The 22,352-nt window shown below is 75.4% G+C and carries 14 protein-coding genes, 2 pseudogenes and 1 riboswitch; of the genes and pseudogenes, 8 read left to right on the top strand and 8 right to left on the bottom strand.

The window, feature by feature from the left end:
- The first annotated feature begins 64 nt into the window (after positions 1 to 64).
- Positions 65 to 448 carry a tautomerase family protein gene (locus tag IHE55_RS01670; RefSeq protein WP_197987380.1) on the top strand — a complete coding sequence of 128 codons (384 nt, stop codon included), beginning with the start codon at positions 65 to 67 and terminating at the stop codon, positions 446 to 448.
- Positions 449 to 680: 232 nt separating this feature from the next.
- Here the strand turns inward: IHE55_RS01670 and IHE55_RS01665 are convergent, their stop codons facing one another.
- From IHE55_RS01665 to cobG, 3 genes are read right to left on the bottom strand one after another with little or no spacing between them, the layout of a single operon-like run.
- Entirely contained in the window at positions 681 to 2,195 is a 1,515-nt protein-coding gene (locus IHE55_RS01665; RefSeq protein WP_197987379.1) for a precorrin-2 C(20)-methyltransferase, read from the bottom strand.
- On the bottom strand, positions 2,192 to 2,818 hold the full coding sequence (locus tag IHE55_RS01660) for a precorrin-8X methylmutase (protein WP_197991715.1): 627 nt from the start codon (positions 2,816 to 2,818) through the stop codon (positions 2,192 to 2,194). The genes IHE55_RS01665 and IHE55_RS01660 overlap by 4 nt, the downstream gene beginning before the upstream one ends.
- A gap of 11 nt (positions 2,819 to 2,829) precedes the next feature.
- A complete protein-coding gene (cobG, locus tag IHE55_RS01655) occupies positions 2,830 to 4,191 on the bottom strand; it encodes a precorrin-3B synthase (RefSeq protein ID WP_232265412.1) in 1,362 nt (453 codons plus the stop codon).
- Positions 4,192 to 4,306: 115 nt separating this feature from the next.
- Positions 4,307 to 4,381, top strand: a riboswitch (cobalamin riboswitch).
- A 54-nt stretch (positions 4,382 to 4,435) separates the two neighbouring features.
- Between cobG and cobN the strand changes: the two genes are divergently transcribed.
- Positions 4,436 to 8,140: a cobaltochelatase subunit CobN gene (gene cobN / locus IHE55_RS01650; protein ID WP_197987378.1), complete on the top strand. Its 3,705-nt coding sequence runs from the start codon at positions 4,436 to 4,438 to the stop codon at positions 8,138 to 8,140.
- A gap of 448 nt (positions 8,141 to 8,588) precedes the next feature.
- Here cobN and IHE55_RS01645 read toward each other — a convergent pair whose 3' ends face one another.
- Positions 8,589 to 9,812 carry a GNAT family N-acetyltransferase gene (locus tag IHE55_RS01645; protein ID WP_197987377.1) on the bottom strand — a complete coding sequence of 408 codons (1,224 nt, stop codon included), beginning with the start codon at positions 9,810 to 9,812 and terminating at the stop codon, positions 8,589 to 8,591.
- A gap of 222 nt (positions 9,813 to 10,034) precedes the next feature.
- Here IHE55_RS01645 and IHE55_RS01640 point away from each other — a divergent pair, with 222 nt between their 5' ends.
- Complete coding sequence (locus IHE55_RS01640; protein ID WP_197987376.1) at positions 10,035 to 10,451, top strand: Imm10 family immunity protein; 417 nt, start codon at positions 10,035 to 10,037, stop codon at positions 10,449 to 10,451.
- A 166-nt stretch (positions 10,452 to 10,617) separates the two neighbouring features.
- On the opposite strand, the gene IHE55_RS01635 is transcribed toward IHE55_RS01640, so the two are convergent.
- Complete coding sequence (locus tag IHE55_RS01635) at positions 10,618 to 10,992, bottom strand: hypothetical protein (RefSeq protein ID WP_197987375.1); 375 nt, start codon at positions 10,990 to 10,992, stop codon at positions 10,618 to 10,620.
- 578 nt (positions 10,993 to 11,570) lie between these two features.
- Here IHE55_RS01635 and IHE55_RS01630 point away from each other — a divergent pair.
- Complete coding sequence (locus tag IHE55_RS01630) at positions 11,571 to 12,542, top strand: cation diffusion facilitator family transporter (RefSeq protein ID WP_307826456.1); 972 nt, start codon at positions 11,571 to 11,573, stop codon at positions 12,540 to 12,542.
- A 108-nt stretch (positions 12,543 to 12,650) separates the two neighbouring features.
- Here the strand turns inward: IHE55_RS01630 and IHE55_RS01625 are convergent.
- Positions 12,651 to 14,764 (bottom strand): annotated as a pseudogene (locus IHE55_RS01625) (heavy metal translocating P-type ATPase).
- Between the two features lie 107 nt (positions 14,765 to 14,871).
- Between IHE55_RS01625 and IHE55_RS01620 the strand changes: the two are divergent.
- Positions 14,872 to 15,234, top strand: a complete 363-nt coding sequence (locus IHE55_RS01620; RefSeq protein WP_197987372.1) for an ArsR/SmtB family transcription factor — start codon at positions 14,872 to 14,874, stop codon at positions 15,232 to 15,234.
- Between the two features lie 178 nt (positions 15,235 to 15,412).
- Here IHE55_RS01620 and IHE55_RS01615 read toward each other — a convergent pair.
- Together IHE55_RS01615 and IHE55_RS01610 are read right to left on the bottom strand one after the other, a co-directional pair.
- Positions 15,413 to 16,826: pseudogene (locus IHE55_RS01615) on the bottom strand (lipase maturation factor family protein); the annotation flags it as partial.
- A gap of 977 nt (positions 16,827 to 17,803) precedes the next feature.
- Positions 17,804 to 18,370 (bottom strand): putative glycolipid-binding domain-containing protein, encoded by a 567-nt coding sequence (locus IHE55_RS01610; RefSeq protein ID WP_197987371.1) that lies wholly within the window; start codon positions 18,368 to 18,370, stop codon positions 17,804 to 17,806.
- A 364-nt stretch (positions 18,371 to 18,734) separates the two neighbouring features.
- Between IHE55_RS01610 and IHE55_RS01605 the strand changes: the two genes are divergently transcribed.
- The 3 genes from IHE55_RS01605 to IHE55_RS01595 all read left to right on the top strand — a co-directional run bounded on the left by IHE55_RS01605 (position 18,735) and on the right by IHE55_RS01595 (position 22,246).
- Entirely contained in the window at positions 18,735 to 19,604 is an 870-nt protein-coding gene (locus IHE55_RS01605) for an Fpg/Nei family DNA glycosylase (protein WP_197987370.1), read from the top strand.
- A gap of 326 nt (positions 19,605 to 19,930) precedes the next feature.
- A complete protein-coding gene (locus IHE55_RS01600; protein WP_197987369.1) occupies positions 19,931 to 20,386 on the top strand; it encodes a nucleotide exchange factor GrpE in 456 nt (151 codons plus the stop codon).
- 663 nt (positions 20,387 to 21,049) lie between these two features.
- Complete coding sequence (locus IHE55_RS01595; RefSeq protein ID WP_197987368.1) at positions 21,050 to 22,246, top strand: FAD-dependent monooxygenase; 1,197 nt, start codon at positions 21,050 to 21,052, stop codon at positions 22,244 to 22,246.
- The last annotated feature ends 106 nt before the right edge of the window (positions 22,247 to 22,352 follow it).

The following is a 22,352-nucleotide window of genomic DNA, read 5'->3' as shown; positions in this document are numbered from 1 at the left end:
GATTCTTTGTATTCAAAGGTATTTCCGCCCTGCCGGCGGGAGACGGAACGGGGGATCACCCACCATGCCGCACTTCCAGGTTCGCGTGGCCGAGCAGCACCTCGACGGGACGGCCGAACCGAAGCTCATCGCGGGGCTGACCGACGCGGTCACCCAGGTGTTCGGGGAGCGCATGCGCGCCCTCGTGGTCGTGGAGCTCTTCGGTGTACCCGACGGACGGTGGGGCGTCGGCGGCGTCCCGGTGGACGGGCCGGCCCCGGACATCACCCTGCACATGCGGGAGGGCGCCTTCCACCGGCCGGAGATCCCCGACGCGCCGGCCCGCCTGATCGCGGCGGCCACCGAGGCGGTGACCGCCGCCCTCGGCGCGACGCTGGGCGCGGGCGCCACGGTCCGATTGGTGGGTGTGCCGGCCGGCCGCTCCGGCGTCGGCGGCCAGGTGGTCTGAAGCCGCGCGCACCCGGCCGGGGCCCCGCCCCGGCGCAGGGCCCCCGGCGTCATCGCGCCGGACGACCACCACACCGCGGTACGGGCCCGGCGCACCCGGGCCTCCGGGCACCGACCCCGGCCCGCCGGCCTCTGCACAGCGGACCCCGGCCGCACACCGGCCCCGGCACGCCGGCCCCCGCGCGGCACGTCCCGCGACCGTGGTCGCGCGCGCCGCGCGGGGTCCGGCGGGCTCAGCGCTCCGGGTACCGGCGCGGCGTCCACACGATCTGCGTGCCGTCGCCCCGCCGTACGGTCCGGGTCTGCGAGGAACCCACCAGCAGGATGGTGCGCATGTCCACCTCGGCCGGGTCCAGGTCGCCCAGCCGCACGATCCGTACGCTCTCCTCCGGCCCCCCGACATCCCGGCCCAGCACCACCGGGGTGTCCGGGGTGCGGTGTGCCAGCAGCAGCTCCCGGGCCTTGCCCACCTGCCAGAGCCGGCTGCGTGACCCGGGGTTGTACAGCGCCAGCACCAGGTCGGCGGCGGCCGCCGCGGTCAGCCGCTCGGCGATGACCTCCCAGGGCTTGAGCCGGTCCGACAGTGAGACGACGGCGTAGTCGTGGCCCAGCGGCGCACCGGCCCGCGAGGCGGCGGCGTGCGCCGCGGTCATCCCGGGCAGCACCCGGACGGGCACGTCCCGGTACGGGTCCTGAGAGGCGGCCTCCAGCACCGCGGTGGCCATGGCGAACACGCCGGGGTCGCCGGAGGAGACCACCGCGACGCGCCGCCCGCGCCGCGCCAGGTCCAGCGCGAACTCGGCGCGCTCGGCCTCCACCTTGTTGTCCGAGGCGTGCCGCACCTGACCGGGTCGCTCCGGCACCCGGTCCAGGTAGGTGGTGTAGCCCACCAGGTCCTGCGCCGCGGCGAGTTCGCCGCGCGCCTCCGGGGTCAGCCACAGCGGGCCGGCCGGTCCGAGACCGACCACCACGACCTCGCCGCGTACCGCCGCGGGCACCCGGTCCACCCGGCTGGGCAGCACCGCGACCGAGAAGTAGGGCACCGACTCCGGGTCGACGTCGGCCAGCGCGGCGGTGCGCTCGGCGCTCATCGTGGCCCGCTCCACGTACCGCGCGTCGGCCAGCCGGCCGGAACGCTCCAGCGCCCGGCGGACGGTGGGGAAGGTCCGGCCCAGCTTCATCACCGCGGCCGAGTCGGTGGCCGCCAGCCGTGCCGTCAGCTCCTCCTCCGGCAGCGTGCCGGGCAGGATGGTGAGGATCTCCTCGCCCTCCACCAGCGGTTCGCCCAGCCGCGCCGCCGCCGCGCTCACCGACGTCACCCCGGGGACGACCTCGGTGGGGTAACGGTCGGCCAGCCGCTTGTGCATGTGCATGTAGGAGCCGTAGAAGAGCGGGTCGCCCTCGGCGAGCACCGCCACCGTGCGGCCGGCGTCCAGGTGCGCCGCCAGCCGGGCGGCCGCCTCGGTGTAGAACTCCTCCATCGCCCCCCGGTAGCCGCCCGGGTGGTCGGTGGTTTCGGTGGTGACCGGGTAGACCAGCGGCTCCTCGATGTGGTCCGGCCGCAGGTGCCGCTCGGCGATGGAGCGCGCGATGCTCCGGCCGTGCCGGGCACTGTGGTACGCGATCACATCCGCCCCGGCGATCACCTCCACCGCCCGCACCGTCATCAGCGACGGGTCGCCGGGGCCGAGGCCGACCCCGTAGAGCCGCCCGGTGGTACCGGAGCCGGCCGTGTGCTGCTCGCTCACTCTTCCTCGCTCGCAATCGCGTTGAGCGCCGCCGCCGCGATGGCGCTGCCGCCCCGCCGGCCGCGCACCACCAGGTGCTCCAGCGCCGCCGGGTGCCCGGCCAGCGCCTCCTTGGACTCGGCGGCCCCGATGAAGCCCACCGGGACGCCGATCACCGCGGCCGGGCGCGGCGCGCCCTCCTCGATCATCTCCAGCAGCCGGAAGAGCGCGGTCGGCGCGTTGCCGATCGCCACCACGGCACCCTCCAGCCGGTCCCGCCACAGCTCCAGCGCGGCGGCCGAGCGGGTGGTGCCCAGGTCGGCGGCGAGACCGGGCACCGCCGGGTCGGACAGGGTGCACACCACCTCGTTGGCGGCCGGCAGCCGCTTGCGGGTCACCCCGCTGGCGACCATCTGCGCGTCGCACAGGATGGGCGCCCCGGCCCGCAGCGCCGCCCGCGCGCGCAGCACCACCTCGGGGGAGTAGGCCAGGTCCCGTACCAGATCCACCATGCCGCAGGCGTGGATCATGCGCACCGCGACCTGGCTCACGTCGGCCGGCAGCCCGGCGAGATCCGCCTCGGCGCGGATGGTGGCAAAGGACTGGCGGTATATCTCCGCGCCGTCCTTCTCGTAGTCGAACACACTGCCCTCGATCATGTCGTTCCGCGGGCCGCCGCCACCGCGCCGGCCGCCTCTTCCGCTGGTACCGCCGGAGCGGTCCCTCCGGCCTGCGCGGTGCCGTGCACCGACACCCGGTAACCGTCGCGGGTGGCCAGCACGTCCACCCAGCGGCCGGTGGCCGGCCGGCCGCAGCGCCGCTCGCACCCCGACCAGTACACCGGCAGGGCACCGGGCCCCGTCCGCCGGACCGCGTCCGCCGCGTCCGCCCGGACGTCCCGCAGCGACTTGGCACAGCCGGTGCGGCCGGCGCACGCGCCGACGCCGGACCACGGTGAACCGCGGTCCACCACCAGGCCCGCCGCGGCCAGCCCGGCGAGCCGGTCCCGCGCGGTGTGCCGCTCCAGCCCGGGGAGCACCACGCCGCGCCAGGGTGTCACACGCAACTCGTCCGCCCCGTCCCGGGCCGCGGTCCCGGCGAGCAGCCGCCACTGCGCGGCCGTCAGCCGGCCCAGCGGGGCCAGCACCGACAGCGCGCAGCGGCCGTCCGGACCGTCCACCACCCCCGGCGCCACCTCCCAGGGCTGCCCCGCGGCCGCCGCCGGTACACCCCCCGCGGTCCCCGGCGGCAGCTCTGCCGCGGGCCGCGCCGGCACCCCCGCGGCGGCGAGCCGCGCCACCAGCCGGGCCGCCGTCACCGCGTGGTCCGCGGGCAGTTCGGCCACCCGCCAGGCCCGGCCGCCGCTCTCCCGCACCAGGTCCAGGAAGTACGAGGCGGCCAGCACCGCGGCGCGCGGCGCGTCGCCGGCGGCCACCAGCACCTGCGCCGGCGGCCGGGCGGAGCCGGCCGGCCCCACCCGGAGCACGGCTTCCCCGCCCGCCCCTGCGATCAATGTCACATCGGCGCCCAGCGCCGCCACATCACCGCGGCCGTCGTCCAACGCGAAGAGAAAACGCCCGGAAAGCCCGGCTGTGTCCGCTTCCGCGCACAGCAGCGCGTCCAGTGACCGCACCCAGCCGGCCACCTCGCCGTGGCCGGCGCCGTCCAGCCCGGCCAAGGGGGACGCCACGATGTTCCGGGCCCGTTCGTGCCGGTCCGAGGGCAGCAGCCCGGCCGTCCGCAGCCGGTCCGCCAGCTCGCCGCCGCACCCGCCGGACAGTCCGCGCAGCTGCACGTTGCCCCGCGAGGTGATGTCCAGCAGGCCGTCCCCCAGCTCCTCGGACGCCCGCGCCAGCGCCAGGGCCTGACGGGACGTCAGCAGTCCGGCGGGCAGCCGGACCCGCGCCAGCGAACCGTCGTCCGCGGCGTGCAGGCGCAGCGCCCCGGGGCAGGCGTCACCCCGGCCGCGCGGGGGTGGTTGTGCCCCTGTTGGGCCGGTTGTGGGGGTCAGCGACATGGCGGCGAGCATACCGACGATCACACCGGGTGGCCTGCCCCTCGTGCTGATCAGTGCTTACTATGCTCCTCGGCGGCCCGACCGGGACCGCCGGACGCCAGCGACGGCGCCAGGGGAGGAAGCCGGTGCGAATCCGGCGCGGTCCCGCCACTGTCAGCCCGGCCCCCGTGGCCGGGTGAGCCAGGAACTCCCGCCGTCCAACGACCGCCCGGGGCGCGGACCCCGAGGAAAGGCTGCAGCCGCCATGCCGCATTCGTCCGGGGACCACCCGACGCACCCCGAGATCCTGCTGCTGTCGACCTCCGACACCGATCTGCTCAGCGCCCGGGCCGCGGAAGGGCCGGTCACGTTCCGGCTCGCCAACCCCGCCCGCCTGGACCTCGCCGACCTGCCCGCCCTGCTGGAGGGCACCGAACTCGTCGTGGTGCGCCTGCTCGGCGGCATCCGCGCCTGGCAGGAGGGCCTGGACCTGCTGCTCGCCGGGGACCGCCCGGTCGTGGTGCTCTCCGGCGAACAGGCACCCGACGCCCAGCTGATGGCCGCCTCCACCGTCCCGGTCGGCATCGCCGCCGAGGCCCACGCCTACCTGGCGCACGGCGGCCCCGCCAACCTCGGGCAGCTCGCCCGCTTCCTGTCCGACACGGTGCTGCTCACCGGGCACGGCTTCGAGCCGCCCGCCGCCGCCCCCTCCTGGGGGGAGCTGGAGCGGCCGGCCCCGGCGGACGCCGACGGCCCGCTCGTCGCCGTGCTCTACTACCGGGCCCACCACATGAGCGGCAACACCGCCTTCGTGGAGGCGCTGTGCCGGGAGATCGAGCGGGCCGGCGGCCGCGCCAAGCCGCTCTTCGTCGCCTCGCTGCGCGCGCCGGAGCCGGAACTGATCGAGGCGCTGCGCCCCGCCGACGCCATCATCACCACCGTCCTCGCGGCCGGCGGCACCCGCCCCGCCGACGCCTCCGCCGGCGAGATGCCGCTGGTGCCGCAGAACGGCTCCGCCGCGGGGAGCGGGGCGCGCCGGGAGGGCGAGGAAGCCTGGGACGCCGGCGCGCTCGCCGCCCTGGACGTGCCGATCCTCCAGGCACTGTGCCTGACCGGCTCCCGGTCGGCCTGGGAGGAGAACGACGAGGGCCTCTCCCCGCTCGACGCCGCCACCCAGGTCGCGGTACCGGAGTTCGACGGGCGGCTGATCACCGTGCCGTTCTCCTTCAAGGAGGTGGACGCCGACGGGCTGCCGGTGTACGTCCCCGACCCCGAACGGGCCGCCCGGGTCGCCGGGATCGCGGTACGCCACGCCCGGCTCCGGCACATCCCCGCCGCGCGCAAGCGGCTGGCGCTGGTGCTCTCCGCGTACCCCACCAAGCACTCCCGGATCGGCAACGCGGTCGGCCTGGACACCCCCGCCAGCGCGGTGGCGCTGCTGCGCCGGCTGCTCGCCGAGGGGTACGACTTCGGCCCCGGCCCCCTTCCCGGCCTGGAGTCCGGCGACGGCGACGAGCTGATCCGCGCCCTCATCGACGCCGGCGGCCACGACCAGCAGTGGCTCACCGAGGAGCAGCTGGCCCGCAACCCGGTCCGCATCCCGGCCGCCGACTACCGCCGCTGGTACGCCGGTCTGCCCCAGGAGCTGCGGGACGCGGTCGAGGAGCACTGGGGGCCGCCGCCGGGCGAGATGTTCGTGGACACCAGCCGGAACCCGGACGGCGACATCGTGCTCGCCGCGCTCCGCCACGGCAACCTGCTCATCCTCATCCAGCCGCCGCGCGGCTTCGGTGAGAACCCGATCGCCATCTACCACGACCCGGACCTGCCGCCGTCCCACCACTACCTGGCGGCCTACCGCTGGATCGCCACCCCGCAGGCCGACGGCGGGTTCGGCGCGGACGCCATGGTGCACCTGGGCAAGCACGGCAACCTGGAGTGGCTGCCGGGGAAGAACGCGGGCCTGTCCGCGGCCTGCGGGCCGGACGCCGCGCTCGGCGACCTGCCGCTGGTCTACCCGTTCCTGGTCAACGACCCCGGCGAGGGCACCCAGGCCAAGCGCCGGGCGCACGCCACCCTGGTCGACCACCTGGTGCCGCCGATGGCGCGCGCCGACTCCTACGGCGACATCGCGCGCCTGGAGCAGCTGCTCGACGAGTACGCGGCCATCTCCGCGATGGACCCGGCCAAGCTCCCGGCCATCCGCGCCCAGATCTGGACCCTCATCCAGGCCGCCCGGCTCGACCACGACCTGGGCCTGGAGGACCGCCCGGACGACGACGGCTTCGACGACTTCCTGCTGCACGTCGACGGCTGGCTCTGCGAGGTCAAGGACGCGCAGATCCGCGACGGACTCCACGTCCTGGGCACCGCGCCCACCGGCCCGGAGCGGGTCAACCTGGTCCTGGCGATCCTGCGCGCCCGGCAGATCTGGGGCGGCACCTCCGCCCTGCCCGGACTGCGCGAGGCGCTCGGCCTGGACGAGTCCGCCGCCACCCGCGGCGGCGCGGACGCCGCCGAGGAACGGGCCCGCGCCCTGGTGCAGGCGATGGAGGACGCCGGCTGGGACCCCGAGGCGGTGGCGAAGGTCTGCCACGGCGTCGCCGAGGAGCAGCGGGCGGCGGTCACCGCGGTCCTGGAGTTCGCCGCCCGTGAGGTGGTGCCCCGGCTCGCCGCCACCACCGACGAACTCGACCACGCGGTGCACGCCCTGAGCGGCGGGTTCGTACCCGCCGGCCCCTCCGGCTCGCCGCTGCGCGGCCTGGTGAACGTGCTGCCCACCGGCCGCAACTTCTACTCGGTGGACCCCAAGGCGGTGCCCAGCCGGCTCGCCTGGGAGACCGGCCAGGCGCTGGCCGACTCCCTGCTGGAGCGCTACCGCACCGACAACGGTGAGTGGCCGCGGTCGGTCGGCCTGTCGCTGTGGGGCACCAGCGCCATGCGCACCGCCGGCGACGACATCGCCGAGGCCCTGGCACTGCTGGGCGTCCGCCCGGTGTGGGACGACGCCTCCCGGCGGGTGACCGGGCTCGAACCCGTCCCGCTCGATCAGCTGGGCCGGCCCCGGATCGACGTCACCCTGCGCATCAGCGGCTTCTTCCGCGACGCGTTCCCGCACGTGGTGGGGCTGCTGGACGACGCGGTGCGGCTGGCCGCCTCCCTCGACGAGCCGGACGAGGACAACTACGTCCGGGCGCACACCCGGGCCGACCTCGCCGAGCACGGTGACGAACGCCGCGCCACCACCCGCATCTTCGGCTCCCGCCCCGGCACCTACGGCGCCGGCCTGCTCCAGCTCATCGACAGCCGGGACTGGCGAACCGACGCCGACCTGGCCGAGGTCTACACCGTCTGGGGCGGCTACGCCTACGGCCGCGGACTGGACGGACGCCCGGCGCGCACCGAGATGGAGACCGCCTACCGGCGGATCGCGGTCGCGGCGAAGAACACCGACACCCGCGAGCACGACATCGCCGACTCCGACGACTACTTCCAGTACCACGGCGGGATGGTCGCCACGGTCCGCGCGCTCAAGGGCACCGCGCCGGCCGCGTACATCGGCGACAGCACCCGTCCGGAGACGGTCCGCACCCGCACCCTGCACGAGGAGACCTCCCGGGTCTTCCGCGCCCGGGTGGTCAACCCGCGCTGGATCGAGGCGATGCGCCGCCACGGCTACAAGGGGGCGTTCGAGCTGGCCGCCACGGTGGACTACCTCTTCGGCTACGACGCCACCACGGGCGTGGTCGCCGACTGGATGTACGACAAGCTGGCGCAGAGCTACCTGCTGGACCCGGAGAACCGGGCCTTCCTCTCCGAGGCCAACCCCTGGGCGCTGCACGGCATGGCCGAGCGGCTGCTGGAGGCGGAGAGCCGCGGCATGTGGGCCGAGCCGGACCCCGAGGTGCTGGCCGCGGTGCGCGAGCTGTACCTGGAGACCGAGGGGGACCTGGAGGGCGGCGAGGACTGACCGCCGGCCGGTGCGGCCGCGGGACCACCGGCGTCCGGCGGCCGGACCGGCGGCTCGTCCGGCCGGCTCGTGCCGCGTGCGTGACGGCCCGGCCGGAACGCGGGCCCGGCGACCGTGGTGGGTGTCGGCGCCCGCGGCGGGCGCCCGCGGCCGTGGTGAGCCCCTCGCGGCTGCGGCGAGTCCTCGCGACCGCGGGGTCGGCCGCTTCGGTGGTGTGTCACCGGAACCCGGCGGACGACACCTGGCGCCGCCGGGGTGGCCCGGTGCCGCCCGCCGGCACGTGCCCGGCCCGGGACGGCGGCCCTCGCACGGCGATGGCCCTCGTACGGCGGCGGTCGGGCCGGGGGCACGCCCGGGTCCCGCAGGCCGCCGCCGTCCAAACGCGGGGCGGGCCCGGCCACCGCCGCCCGTACGGGTTACGGCGGGCCCCCGCCGTCCGCGCGGGGGGTCAGAACTCGTCGACGGTGTGCGGCGCGTACTCCGTCCGCAGGGCCGCGTCGAGGGCCGCGGCGGCGCCCGGGGTGTGCTCGGTGACCAGCCCGGCCCGCACCAGTTCGGCCACCGGGGTGCCGCCCAGATAGCAGGAGGCCAGCTCCCGGACGTCGAGTGCCAGGTCGGCCGGGCCGGCGGCCGGTTCCCAGGAGGCGTGACCGCCGGACACCGTGAGCCGGTGCGGGCCGGAGTTGGCCGGCAGGTGGGTGTCGGTCACATCGAGGACCAGGTCCACGTCGGCGGCCCAGGACCGGGCGCGCAGCGCCCCGGGGACGTCCACCAGGCGCAGCCACAGGGACGGGAAGACACTGGTCACCCGCACCTGGTCGCGATCCGCGGCGAGGTGTTGCAGCGGGTCGTCCATCGGCCGGCCCCAGGCCCGTACGGTGCCGGTGAGGTCGATGGAGGCCAGGTACCGCCACAGGGCCGCCGCCACGGCCGGGGTGTCCGCCTCCAGCTCGTCCACCCGCACCGGGCCGCAGCCCTCGCCGTCGCTCTTGGTGCGGTAGACGGCGTACCCGGCGAGCGGGTCGCCGAGCGCGACGATCCGCGGCGGGCTGAGGTCGCCGTCCTCCTCGTCCTTCTCCACCAGCCACTCCTCCCGCCACCACGCCTCGCTCCGGGCGTGCCGGCCGGCCCGCAGCTCCCGAGTGCGTTCGTAGTACGGGCCCAGCAGGGCCGGCGCCTCGGTCGGGTCCACCAGGCGCAGCGGGCGCTCGTCCGGCGAGACGCGCAGCGCGAGCGGGGTGCGGGAGTCGATCTCGATGGTCTGTCCCCGGGTGCCGTGGCCGAATCCGAAGCGCCCGTAGATGACCGCCTCGGACGCCCACAGCGCGGCCAGCGGCCACCCCTCCGTGCCGCACCGGCGGTACAGCTCCGCGACCATCCCGGAGAGCACGCCGCGCCGGCGGTGGGTCGGGGCGACGTTCACCATCGTCACGCCCGCGCAGGGCAGCTCGCCGCCCGGCACCGAGAGCGTGAAGCGGAGCGCCGCGAGGGAGCCGACCAGCCGGTCGCCGTCGTAGGCGCCGATCCGGGCGCTCTCCCGCAGCATCTCGTGGTGGTGTTTGCGCCGGTCGTCCTCGGGACTTTCGTGGAAGACCAGGTATGCCAGCGCCAGAGCCCGGTCGATGTCGGTCTCGGGCAGCTCGCGGAAGTGGAGATCGGGATGCCGGTCCATGATCGTGACCCTAGCGCCGGGTTCCGCGTGCGACATCCGTATTTTTCGCGCCATCCACCCGTCGGTTCACGGCGCCGACCGCCCGTGCCGCCCCGGTCCTGCCTGGTCCTGCTCAAGCTGTAAGGGAGCGATGAACCGCATGGTCAGGGAGTTGTGAGTGCTGGTTGTGTATACATGGGGCGGGGTCAAAGGTGCCGGATCATGGAAGGCGGGGGGCCAGGGATGAGACTGACCGCCACAGAGGTCGGGTTCTTCGAGGACTACGAGGACGAGGAGGCACTTGAGGTGGGCGTCAGCGGGATCGACGACGCTGGCGTTCAGAGGTCATTCTCGATCCAGCGGTCCACCTATGAGCCAGACGAGCAAGAGGTGCAGTCCGGAATGGACTCCTACAACGTCTCGAACGAGCAGGGGTTCACGGTTTACGGCAGTCTGCGGCGCGTGCGGCTCAACGGCGCGATGCTGGACCTGGAGTTCACAGATGAAGACGCGGAGCTTCTTGAAATCTCGGCTGTCGTGGAAGTGGACCTTCGCGATTCGGGAGTCGACATCACGAACCTCTCCATGAAACTACGTGAGATCTTGGACTGGGGAGCCCCCGAGAAGCGACCAGAACTGATCGGGCTGAACTCTCTCTGAGTAGTCGTCTGTGGGTGAGTGGTGTGGTGAAGGTGCGGGCGAGGTTCGTCGGGTCGAGCGCTCTGCCTGGTGCCGTCGTGAACATGTGCCTCGTGCTGCTACGAGCGCGAGCGCGACGCAGACGTGGCCCGACGCCCCACCTCGATTCCAGCGGCCCAGCGTTTGATCAGTCGTTGGCCACCGCCTGAAAGATCTCGGAGAACTCGCCGTTCTCGATCAGTCCGGCGATCACGCCGGTCATGTTGCCGATGCCGGGATCCCTGACGATCAGGCCGTCCGGGACCCGGAAGTACCGGCCTCCGAGGGCCTCGTCGGTTCCCGCCCAGAGCGTCATCAGGCGCTCGACTTCCGCGACGGTGAACACGGTCGCGGTCCAGTCAGATCCATCCTGCAACGTCACGAAGACATCGACGTTGCAGACCTCGTCCGCGTCCTCACCGTCGCTGAGCAGGAACGACACCTGGAACCCCTCCATGCGGATCCGGTACCAGGGTCCGTCCCGGCCCCACTCGATCGGTTCAGACGATGTGCCGCGGATCATCGCGCGAGTGTCCCTGGTCGAGGCATCGATCTCAACCGGGATCCCCTTCCGCACTGCTGATGCCCGCGGTCAGAGCTGGGGACATGCACAGCCGGCGCCTGTGCGTTGCCTGGCGGCAAGGGCAGCGTCGGCGGACGGCTGCGGCAAGTGGGCCCGCGGGTTCGTCGCCCCGGCTGGCTACCGAGAGCCTGGACCAGGGCGTGGAACATCCCTGCCTGTCCGGGGCCCGCCCAGGGTCTGCGATGAGGGGCCGGCGGGCGCCGGCGGGGTCACCCGGTCGGCGGACGGGAATGAAAACAATTCCCGTTCCGGAATTCCGGCACCGGCTCAACCTTTAGCGAAAACCATCTCCATTGCAGCCTTTGAAGAATTCCGGGAAATGCTGTTCACTGGCGCTGTCCTGATGACGGAACGAGGAGGCGAGGGTGGGCGCTCAACGGTACGGGCACGGTCATGACCGGGCCCCGGACGCGGGTCCCGCGCGGGGAAAGGGCCGGGCCGGGGAGCGGACGGCCGACCGGGCGCACGGCCACGGCCACGGGCATGCGCACGGGACGGGAGACGGCCACGCCCACGGGGTGTCGGCGGACGCCGACCGCCGGTGGCTGGGCATAGCCCTGGCCCTGATCACCGGATTCATGGCGGTGGAGGTCGTCATCGGCGTCCTCGCCCGTTCCGTGGCGCTGATCTCGGACGCCGCCCACATGCTCACCGACGCGGTCGCGATCGTGCTGGCGCTGGTGGCGATCCGGCTGTCCGCCAGACCGGCACGCGGCGGTTTCACCTACGGCCTCAAAAGGGCCGAAATTCTCTCCGCGCAGGCGAACGGGCTCTCCCTGCTGCTGCTCGGCGCATTTCTCGGATACGAATCGGTCAGCCGGCTGGTCGACCCGCCGGAGGTGCGCGGCGGGCTGGTGCTGGTGACCGGGATCGCCGGCATCGTGGTGAATATCGCCGCCGCCTGGTGCCTGTCCCGCGCCAACCGCTCCTCGCTCAACGTGGAGGGAGCCTTCCAGCACGTCCTCAACGACCTCTACGCCTTCATCGGCACCGCGGTCGCCGGTCTGGTGGTGCTGCTGACCGGCTTCGCCCGCGCCGACGCCATCGCCTCCCTGGTGGTGGTCGTCCTGATGATCAAGGCGGGGCTGGGCCTGGTCCGCGCCTCCGGCCGGGTCCTGCTGGAGGCCGCCCCGGCCGGGGTGGAGCCGGACGAGGTGGGCGGCCGGCTGGCGGACCACGCGGAGGTCGCCGAGGTGCACGACCTGCACGTGTGGGAGATCACCTCCGGGGAGGTGTCGCTCTCCGCCCACGTCCTGGTCGCGCCGGACGGCGACTGCCACGCGGTGCGCGGCGAACTGGAGGCGCTGCTCGCCGCCGAGTACGGCATCACCCACACCACCTTGCAGGTGGACCACGTACGGGACGACGCGCCGGCCGCGGTCGAGTGGGTGGCGGACCGCCCCGGCGCCGCGGCGCCGCGGCCGGACGGTCACTGCGACACCGCCCACGGGCGGGTGCACCGGGCCGCGGTGGTCCGGCCGACCGCCTGACGTCCTCCGGTGGCGGCCCCGCGCACCCGATCCGGGTCCGCGGGACCGCCACCTGACATGTCCGGACCGTTGCGTCGCCGTTGCCCCGCGGGTCGGCGGGGCGGTGGTTCACCCGGCCCGGCGCACCGGTTCGGCGGCGGCGCAGGCCCGGTGCCACGCCTGCTCCCGCAGCAGCCGCAGCCCGTTCAGCCCCACCAGCACCGTGGAGCCCTCGTGGCCGGCGACCCCCAGCGGCAGCGGCAGGTGCCCGGCGAGGTCCCACACCACCAGGGCGCCGATGCAGACGGAGGCGATCACCAGGTTCTGGACGACCAGCCGGCGGGCGCGCCGGGAGAGGGCGACCACCGTCGGCACGGTGGCGAGTTCGTCACGCACCACCACCGCGTCGGCCGTCTCCAGCGCCAGGTCCGAGCCGGCCCGCCCCATCGCCACCCCGCAGTGCGCCGCGGCCAGGGCAGGTGCGTCGTTCACCCCGTCGCCGACCACCAGCACCCGCTCCCCGGCCCGGGACCACGTACGGACGGCGGCCACCTTCTCCTCGGGGAGCAGGCCGGCCCGTACCTCGCCGATGCCCGCCTCGGCCGCGAGCCGTCCGGCCGCCCGCGGGTTGTCCCCGGTCAGCAGGACCGGCGCGTTACCGGTCAGGCCGCCCAGCGCGGACACCGCCGCCGCGGCGCCCGGACGGAGCCGGTCGGTGAGGCAGAGCACCGCCACCGGCGCCCCGTCGGCGAGCACCACCACCGCCGTGCGGCCGCCGGCCTCGGCCTCGGCGACCAGTTCCCGGGCCAGGGCGTGCGCGCCGGAGCCGGCGTCCGGCCCGTCCCCGGCGTCCAGCAGGGCGTCCGGCCGGCCGACCTCGACGACGCGTCCGCGGACCACGGCCGAGACGCCGCGGCCGGGCACCGACCGGAAGTCCTCCGCCTCCGCCGGGGTCAGCCCGCGCTCCCGTGCGGCGGAGACCACCGCGCGGGCCAGTGGGTGTTCGCTGGGGTGCTCGGCCGCGGCCGCCGCCGCCAGCACCGCGGACTCGTCGAATCCGGAACCGGGCACCAGCCGTACCTCGGCCAGCCGGGGCGTGCCCTCGGTGAGGGTGCCGGTCTTGTCCAGCGCCGCCCGGGTGACCTCGCCCAGCCGCTCCATCACCACCGCGGACTTCACCAGCACCCCGTGCCGGCCGGCGTTGGCGATGGCGGAGAGCAGCGGTGGCATGGTGGCCAGGACCACCGCGCACGGCGAGGCCACGATCATGAACGTCATGGCGCGCAGCAGCGTCGGGGTGAAGTCCGCGCCGAAGGCGAGCGGCACCGCGAAGAGCGCGAGGGTGGCCAGGACCACGCCCACCGAGTAGCGCTGCTCGATCCGCTCGATGAACAGCTGCGTCGGCGCCTTGGTCGCGCTCGCCTCCTCCACGAGCGCCACGATCCGGGCGATGACCGACTCCGAGGCGTCGCGGTCCACCCGGACCCGCAGCGCCCCGGTGCCGTTGAGGGTGCCGGCGAACACCGTGTCGCCGGCCCCGACGGGAACCGGCAGCGGCTCCCCGGTGATGGTCGCCTGGTCCACCTCGCTCGCACCGCCGACCACCGTGCCGTCGGCCGGCAGGCGTTCACCGGGACGCACCAGGACGGTGTCGCCGATCCGCAGCGCGGCGACCGGGACCACCTCCTCGGCGGTCCCGGCCGGTGCGCCACCGTCCGGCCGGACGGTGGCGGCGCCCTCCGGGCCGGACGGGGCACCCTCCACGCCGGGCGCGGTGCCGTCCGGGCGGGGGGTGGCGCCGACCCGGACGGCCGTGGCCGGCGCCAGGTCGAGCAGTCCGCGCACCGAGGCCGCCGTGCGCTCGGTGGCCAGCGCCTCCAGTGCCCCGGAGACGGCGAAGATGACGATGAGCAGGCCGCCGTCGAGGAACTGGCCGATGGCCGCCGCACCCAGCGCGGCCACCACCATCAGCAGGTCCACGTCGAGGGTCTTCCCGCGCAGCGCGCTCAGCCCGGCCACGGCCGGGTCCCACCCGCCGGCCGCGTAGCACACCGCGTAGAGCGGGCCCCAGGTCCAGGCCGGGGCACCGGCGAGATCGAGCGGGAAGGCGAGCAGGAAGGCCAGGGCGGACAGCGCGGCCCACGGACCTCCGGCAGGGCGGTGAAGGCGGTACGGCGCGCCGTACCGGGCGCCGGGCGTTCCGCGGCGGGGGTGGGCCGGTCCTCGACCAGCGCGGCTGACATCGCGGGAGACCTCGTTTCCGGGAGGGGGAGAAGAGCGGGAGGGCGGCACCACCATAGCGGAACACATGAAGAGGTCTTCACATGTTGACACGGATACGATGACCCGCATGGGACATGGAGCCGACGGCCGCACCACGCCGGCCACACTGCTGGACGCCGATGCCGCGGCCACCATCGCCGCGACCCTGCAGGCGCTGGCCACCCCCTCGCGGCTGATGATCCTCACCCGGCTCCGCCAGGGGCCGTGCGCGGTGACCGAACTCGCCGGCGCCGTCGGCATGGAGCAGTCCGCGGTCTCCCACCAGCTCCGGCTGCTGCGCGCCCTGGGCCTGGTGACCGGGTCCCGGCGGGGGCGGCGGATCGTCTACAGCCTCTACGACAACCACGTCGCCCAGCTGCTGGACGAGGCCGTCTACCACATCGAGCACCTGCGGCTGGGCGCCCGGGACCTGCCCCCCGACCCGGGCTGAGCCGGCGGGCGGCCGGTCCGGGGCCGGCCCCGCCGGCCGTGGTGGCCGCCCGCGCGCCGCGCCCTGTCCGCCTCCGTGGCCGCCGAGCCCCCGCCCGCCCGCCGTCCGCCCGTCGCGTCCGCGCCCGCCCACCGGTGCGCGGGTGGCGGGCTACCGCCGTACCTGTTCCTGGTCCCACCGGTGGCAGCAGCTCGCCGACCGGGGTCCGGTGCCACCCAGGCGCCGGTGGCGCGCCGCTCCTGCCGGGGTGGTGAAGCGGTACAGGTGGACGCGAGGCCCGGACGCGGGCGGGCGGGGCGTCGGGGGAACGGGTTGGTCCGCAGCAGCCGCAGGGTGTCCCGGTCGTTGACGAGCAGCCGGGCGACCAGCGGCTCGAACCACGGCCGGGCGTAGCCGGGGGAGAGCGCGGCGAACCACATCAGCCAGTCCAGTCGCAGGTGGTACGGCGCGTACTGCCGGGGCCGCCGGCGAACATCGCCGGGCTTGCCCTTGAACTCGTACTCCCGCCACACCGTGGCCGGGGTGACGACCGGGTCGGTGGTGCCCTCGATCACGATCTCCCGCCGGCTCCGGGTGACGCTGCCGAAGGCCCCGTAGGTGTTGACCAGGTGCAGCGAGGTGAACGAGTAGTTCATCAGCTGGCCCCCGGAGAGCAGGTTGCGCACCGGCAGGTAGCTGAGCACCGCCACCAGCGCCAGCAGCGCCCAGACCAGTACCTGGTACCAGACCGGGGGACCGGCGAGGTCGCGCGGGCCGGGCAGCCCGAGGACCCGGGCAGCGCGGCGGCCGTCCACCGCGGAGAGCGCCAGCAGCACCGTCAGCCAGTTGAGCCAGGAGAAGTTGCCGGAGGCCACCAGCCAGAGCTGGGTGACCACGATCACCCCGGCCGCCACGCTCGCCACCGGCTGCGGGGTGAACAGCAGGAACGGCACCACCAGCTGGGTGACGTGGCTGGCGGCCGCCTCCACCCGGTGCAGCGGCCGCGGCATCCGGTGGAAGAACCAGCTCAGCGGGCCCGGCATCGGCTGGGTCTCGTGGTGGTAGTACAGGCACGTCAGGTCGCGCCAGCAGCGGTCCCCGCGCATCTTGATCAGTCCGGCGCCGAACTCCAGCCGGAACAGCAGCCAGCGCAGCAGCCACAGGACGAGCACCGGCGGCCCGACCTCGTCGTTGCCGAGGAACACCGCGAGGAACCCGGTCTCCAGCAGCAGCGACTCCCACCCGAAGCCGTACCAGAGCTGCCCGACGTTCACGATCGACAGGTACAGCAGCCACAGCACCAGCCACATCGCCATCGCGGCCGGCAGCGGAACGGCGTCGGCCGCCCCCGCCGCGACCGCGGCCGCCAGCGCCGCCCCCAGCCAGGCGCACCCGGCGAACAGCCGGTCGGAGTAGCGCCAGTGGAAGAGGCTGGGCGCGCGGCGGAACGGCACCCGGGCGGTGAACCGGGGCACCGGCAGCATCCCGCGCTCACCGATCAGCGCCCGGAACTGCAGGGCCGCGGCGAGGAACGCGACCACGTACAGGGCGGCCAGCCCGCGCTGGAAGACCAGCCGGCTCAGCCAGTAGTCGGACGAGGTGAACCACTCCATGCCGGACCGCTCCTCGGTCGGTGCCGCGGACGTGCCCTCCGGCCATCCCTACCACCGCGGGCGCGCCCCGGCGAGCCGGGGACACCGCGCCGGGGCGGGGTGGGCGTTTTCGCAGTCCGGGCCCGCCGCCCGGGACGCCGGGTCCGGTTCGGCCTGGTCCGGTCGGGTCGGGCGATGGCGTTCGGTCTGCCGATGACGCCGGCCGGGCCTGCTCCGGACCGCGGCCGGGGAGCCCGCCGGTGACGGACGCCCGGTCGTCGGTGGCGCCCGGGTCGCCGGGCCCGGTCCGGCCCGCTACGGTCGGGGCCGCTACGGTCCGGCCCGCCATTGGCGCCCGGTCCGTCGATGGTGCCGGCCGGGCCGGCGGGGGCAGTGCCCGGGCGGGCCGCGACGGCCCCGCACGGCTGGACGGGGCTCGCGCGGGCGGGCCGGAGCGCGGGTGGGTTTGGCGGTGGGCCCCCGCGCCGCGCCGCCGGGGCGGCGTGCGGGTGCGCGCGTCACTGCCGCCCGGGTCCCGGCCTCTCCAGGCCAGCCCCTGCGCGGACCGAACCCGGACCGCCCGGACCAGGACAACCACCGCCACCCGGGCGGTGCCGGGCCGGCTCCGGCCGTGGGGCTGCCGTCAGAACCGCCCGAACGAGTGGCCCGGGACCGGCGGTGACGGGTCCCAGAGGTGGAACCGGGACGTCCGGGACCGCCCGGGCCGGCGTCGGCCGGAGCGGAAGCCGGCGGACAGGACGGCCGGTGACGTGCGGGGCAACAGCGGCGGACGGGGCCCCGGCGGTCACGGATGCTGACCAGGCCGGCAACGACGGACACGGTGACAGGGGAAAGGCCGCGGGCGGGCGGTGCCGCCAGGGCGACGTGCGGGGCACGGCGTGCGCGGCGGACGGGAGGCCGTCAGGGTCGCCCCGGGCGTGCGGAGGCACACGCGCGCGTGCGGAGGCATACGGGCGCCCGGGGACGCGCCGGGCGCGTCAGTCCGCGCGCAGCAGATGGCCGACGCCGGGGTACGTCAGCACCAGCCCCTCCTTGCCGAACTCGATGTCGCTGGTGAAATCGCCGGAGGCGTACCGGACCCGCGCGCCCCGCTCGGTCAGCCCCACATGGGTGTAGGTCTGCCGGGACGGCCGGACCACCAGGTCGGGCACCGACACCCAGGCCATCAGGAAGTCCTGTTCACCCGGGGTGCTGTGCAACTGGTGGCGGAGGGCCGGCATGGTGTTCGTCAGCGGGGACATCCCCAGGTCGCAGTCGAGCGCCCCCGCCACCTCCGGCAGCGGCTTGCCGTCCACCGTCCACTCCCCACCGTCGCGCCGCAGGTCGAGCCGGTTCCGGCCGTCGGGGGTGTGGGCGGTGACCTGGAGACGCCGCGTCACATATCCGTGGCCGGTCTCCAGCTCGTACGCCAGCCAGTACGGGGCCGGCTTCAGCCCCACCACACGTCCGGTCGCCCGCAGCCCGGTCCCCGACAGATCGACCCAGGCCGTCTCGTACCCGCCGCTCCCGGTGACCGCCCAGGTCACCACATGCTGATCGGTCATCGGTCCTCTCCTGGGCGGTCCGGGCGCCGGGCCCTGCCGCCACTTCCGGAACACCGCCACCGGGCAGGTTACCCGCATCGCCGGGGCCCGCCGGAGCATCCGCGGACGCGCCTTCCGGCCTCCGCCCGCGGCCCGCGACGGCGCCGGACACCGCTCCCGGGCGGCCTTCCGCGGACACCGCTCCCGGGTGGCCGTCGCGACCGGGGCCGGACCCGGGGCGGACACCCGCGGCCCGGCCCCGTTCTCCGGACGGGGCCCGTTCCCCGGGAGCACGCGCACCGTCGCCGTGGTGGCGGCGCCGGTCCGGGCCCGGGCCCGGTGGGTGCGCGGTTGCCGTACCGGCCGGCTGCGGCACACTGGTCCCATGCCGGAGTTGCCCGAGGTCGAGGCCCTGGCCGGTTTCCTCGCCGAGCACGCGACGGGACGGGAGATCGCCCGGGTCCACCCGGTCGCGGTGAGCGTCCTGAAGACCTACGACCCGCCGCTCACCGCGGTGGAGGGCCGGACCATCGGTTCCGTGGCGCGGCACGGCAAGTTTCTGGACCTCGCCACGGCCGGCGGGCCGCATCTGGTGTTCCACCTGGCACGGGCCGGCTGGCTGCGGTGGCGCACCGACCTGCCGGCCGCACCGCCGCGCCCGGGCCGCGGCCCGCTGGCGCTGCGCGTCCTCCTCGCCGATCCGCCGGGCACCGGCTTCGACCTCACCGAGGCGGGCACCAGGAAGGGCCTCGCGGTGTACTGCGTGGCCGATCCCGCGCAGGTGCCCGGGATCGCCCGGCTGGGCCCCGACCCGCTGGACGAGGCGTTCACCGAGGAGGTGTTCGCCGGGCTGCTGACGGGGGTGCGGCACCGGATCAAAGGGGTGCTGCGCGACCAGTCGGTGATCGCCGGCATCGGCAACGCCTACTCCGACGAGATCCTGCACGTCGCGCGGATGTCCCCGTTCCGGATGGCCGGGGACCTGGACGAACGGGAGACCGCGGAGCTGTACCGGGCGCTGCGCGGGACGCTGACCGAGGCCGTGGAACGCTCCCGCGGGCTCGCCGCCGGGGACCTCAAGGCGGAGAAACGGACCGGGCTGCGGGTGCACGGCCGTACCGGACAGCCCTGCCCGGTGTGCGGCGACACCGTCCGTGAGGTCGCCTACCGCGACTCGTCGCTCCAGTACTGCGCCACCTGCCAGACCGGCGGCAAACCGCTGGCCGACCGCCGGATGTCCCGGCTGCTGAAGTAACGGCCCGAACCGCCGCCGACCGCGGAACCCGAACCAGCGGCGGTGCGGGAACCCGCCGCACCGCCGCCGACTGCGGAACCCACACCGCCGCCGGTGCCGGAACCCGCCGCACCGCCGCCGGCCCCGAAAACTCGTGGCCCCGCCGCCGGGCCGGGACGGAGTCCGACACTCCGGCGATAAGTACGACAATGTGCTGTACCTGCCGCCGGGTGAGCGGCACACTGGCATCCCGCCCCCCGCCTGGAGGCTGCCATGGCCCGCCGCTGACCTGAACCGGGACGATTCGACGCGTCGGCGATGCGGACATCGCCAAGGGGGAGACGACGATGCGGAGAAACCCACTGCCCGGACGCCGGGCCGCGCGGCTGCGCGAGGAGAACGCCCGGCTGCGCGCGGAGGCGGAGGAGCTGCGGGACGAGCAGCGGTCCTGGCGGGAGGAGGCGGAACAGCCACACCCCGTGGTGTCCGAACTGCTCCAGCTCGCCGACCGGTTGTCCGACCTCCTCGCCGACCCCGCGCGGCCCGCCGACCCGGCGGAGGCGGAGACGACGCTGCGCTGGCTGGACGGCCGGCTGATCCGCCTGCTCGCCGCCTGCGAGGTCGCCGATCTGCAGGACGAAGGGGCCGTGGACCCGGGCCGGCACGAGGTCGTCGGCGGCCGGCCCGCGGACGACGGCCGCCCGGTCGGCTCGATCGCCGAGACGGTACGGCGCGGATACGTCTGGCGGGGCCGGGTGCTGCGGCCGCAGCAGGTGATCGTCTACACCGACGACGAACCGTGAGCCGGGCCGGCCACCCGTACGGCCCTGACCCCTGACCCTGACCCTGACCTGGGCCCCGGCCTCTGCCCCCCGGGCGCCTGTACGGCCCCTGCTCCCGGCCCCGAACCTCTGGCTCTGCTGGCCCCTGCACCCCGGTCCCTGCTCCCTGCCCCCGGGCCCCGGCCCCTGCTCCCGGCCCCCGAACCCCTGGTCCTGCTCCCGGCCCAGGGCCCCGGCCTCTCTGCCCGGCCCCTGCCCCGCCCCGCGCCGCCGCCTCGCCGACCCGGCCGCCTGCCACCGGTGCCGGCCCGCCCGCACCTGCCGCCCCACCGGCCGGGGCCGACGAACCGGGCGTCCGCGGCCACCGCCCCGCGCCCCCGGGTGACGCCACCGTCCCACCCCCGGGGAGGCCCGTGCCGCCCTCGCGCGCCGCGGGGCGTGCCCGGCGGCTCCCGGGCCGGTCCGGCGCCGCGGGGGGCCGGACATGACGGCCAAGCCGTCCCGAACCGCCCGTCCGGGCCGGTCACTTCCCGGCCCCTGCCCACCCGGGCCCCGTCCCCGGCCCTAAGCTGCGGCGGAGCGGCGCGGTCCGGTCGGCGCCGCCCGGTCACGGGCGGGCGCGGGCGGCCCTGTCGGCGCCGCCGCGGGACCCCCGCCCGAACCGACCGCATGGAGCAGCACAGCATGACCGACGCCTTGATCATCGGTGGCGGAATCGCCGGAGTGGTGACGGCGATGGCGCTGCAGAGGGCGGGCATCCACGCCGTCGTCCACGAGTCCCACGCCAGTGGCGCGGACGACGCCGGCGCCTTCCTCACCGTCTTCGCCAACGGGCTGCAGGCGCTGCACGCCATCGACGCGCACCGGCCGGTGATCGACAACTCGTTCCCCGCCGAACGCGTGGAGTTCATCAGCAACACCGGGAAGCGGCTCGGGTCCCGGCCGATCGCCGGGTTCGACGGGGGCGCGGGGGCGCGGACCCTCAAGCGCGCCACGCTCTACCGGGTGCTGCACGAGGAGGCGGAGCGGCGCGGCGTCACCATCGAGCACGGCAAGCGGTTCGCCGCCGCCCACACCGCACCCAACGGGCGCATCGTGGCCTCCTTCGCCGACGGCGGCCGGGCCCAGGGCGATCTGCTCATCGGGGCCGACGGCATCCACTCCCTCACCCGGAAGATCATCGACGCGGCGGCGCCGCGGCCGCGGTTCACCGGCCAGACCACCGTCTGCGGCTTCACCCGGGACGCGCCGGAGCCGCCGGAGCCGGGGACGTACACCATGATCTACGGCAAGCGGGCGTTCTTCGGGTGCACCGCCGGTCCGGACGGCGAGGTGTGGTGGTTCGCCAACGCCCCGGGCCCCGAGATCCCCCGGGACCGGCTCGCGGCGGTCACCCCCGAGCAGTGGCGCGAGCGGGTGGCGGCGCTGTTCGACGAGGACCGCACCCCCGCCGCCTCCCTCGTCCGCGCCACCGGCGACGAGATCGTCGCCAGCAACGCCTACGACCTGGCCTCCGTCCCGAACTGGTACGGGGACGCCATGATCGTCATAGGCGACGCCGCGCACGCCGCCGCGCCCAACGCCGCCCAGGGCGCGTCCATGGCCATGGAGGACGGCGTGCTGCTCGCCGCCTGTCTGCGGGACCTGCCGCGCCGCAGGGCCTTCGCCGCCTTCGAACGGCTGCGCCGGCCGCGCGTCGAGCGGCTGGTCGCCACCAGCGCCGCGATGTCCCGGCACACCACGCCCGGGGCGCTGGGCCGGATGGTCCGGGACGTGGTCCTGCCGCTCCGGCTGGACCGGGGGAGCGCCGGCGCCGACGACTGGCTGACCGGCCACACCATCGACTGGAACGCCACGGTCAGCGACCGGCCCGCCCGGTGACCGCCCGGCCGGCACCGGCCCCGGCGCCGCCCGCGCGGAACCGATCTCGCTTAGGCTGATGATCGGTCATGATGGGGAAGGGGCACGGTGACGCGCCGGGTCCCCG

It is taken from the genome of Streptomyces pactum, assembly GCF_016031615.1.
Taxonomy (GTDB): Bacteria; Actinomycetota; Actinomycetes; order Streptomycetales; family Streptomycetaceae; genus Streptomyces; species Streptomyces pactus.
The sequence above is the reverse complement of the archived record's forward strand: the minus strand, read 5'-3'. Positions and strand labels throughout refer to the sequence as shown.

What these genes read in the sequence shown, in the direction of transcription:
- IHE55_RS01600 (WP_197987369.1), top strand. Translation starts at nt 19,931, where the DNA reads ATGCGGAGAAACCCACTGCCCGGACGCCGGGCCGCGCGGCTGCGCGAG.
- IHE55_RS01620 (WP_197987372.1), top strand. Translation starts at nt 14,872, where the DNA reads ATGGGACATGGAGCCGACGGCCGCACCACGCCGGCCACACTGCTGGAC.
- cobG (WP_232265412.1), bottom strand. Translation starts at nt 4,191, where the DNA reads ATGTCGCTGACCCCCACAACCGGCCCAACAGGGGCACAACCACCCCCG.
- IHE55_RS01670 (WP_197987380.1), top strand. Translation starts at nt 65, where the DNA reads ATGCCGCACTTCCAGGTTCGCGTGGCCGAGCAGCACCTCGACGGGACG.
- IHE55_RS01605 (WP_197987370.1), top strand. Translation starts at nt 18,735, where the DNA reads ATGCCGGAGTTGCCCGAGGTCGAGGCCCTGGCCGGTTTCCTCGCCGAG.
- IHE55_RS01635 (WP_197987375.1), bottom strand. Translation starts at nt 10,992, where the DNA reads ATGATCCGCGGCACATCGTCTGAACCGATCGAGTGGGGCCGGGACGGA.
- IHE55_RS01645 (WP_197987377.1), bottom strand. Translation starts at nt 9,812, where the DNA reads ATGGACCGGCATCCCGATCTCCACTTCCGCGAGCTGCCCGAGACCGAC.
- IHE55_RS01610 (WP_197987371.1), bottom strand. Translation starts at nt 18,370, where the DNA reads ATGACCGATCAGCATGTGGTGACCTGGGCGGTCACCGGGAGCGGCGGG.
- cobN (WP_197987378.1), top strand. Translation starts at nt 4,436, where the DNA reads ATGCCGCATTCGTCCGGGGACCACCCGACGCACCCCGAGATCCTGCTG.
- IHE55_RS01640 (WP_197987376.1), top strand. Translation starts at nt 10,035, where the DNA reads ATGAGACTGACCGCCACAGAGGTCGGGTTCTTCGAGGACTACGAGGAC.
- IHE55_RS01595 (WP_197987368.1), top strand. Translation starts at nt 21,050, where the DNA reads ATGACCGACGCCTTGATCATCGGTGGCGGAATCGCCGGAGTGGTGACG.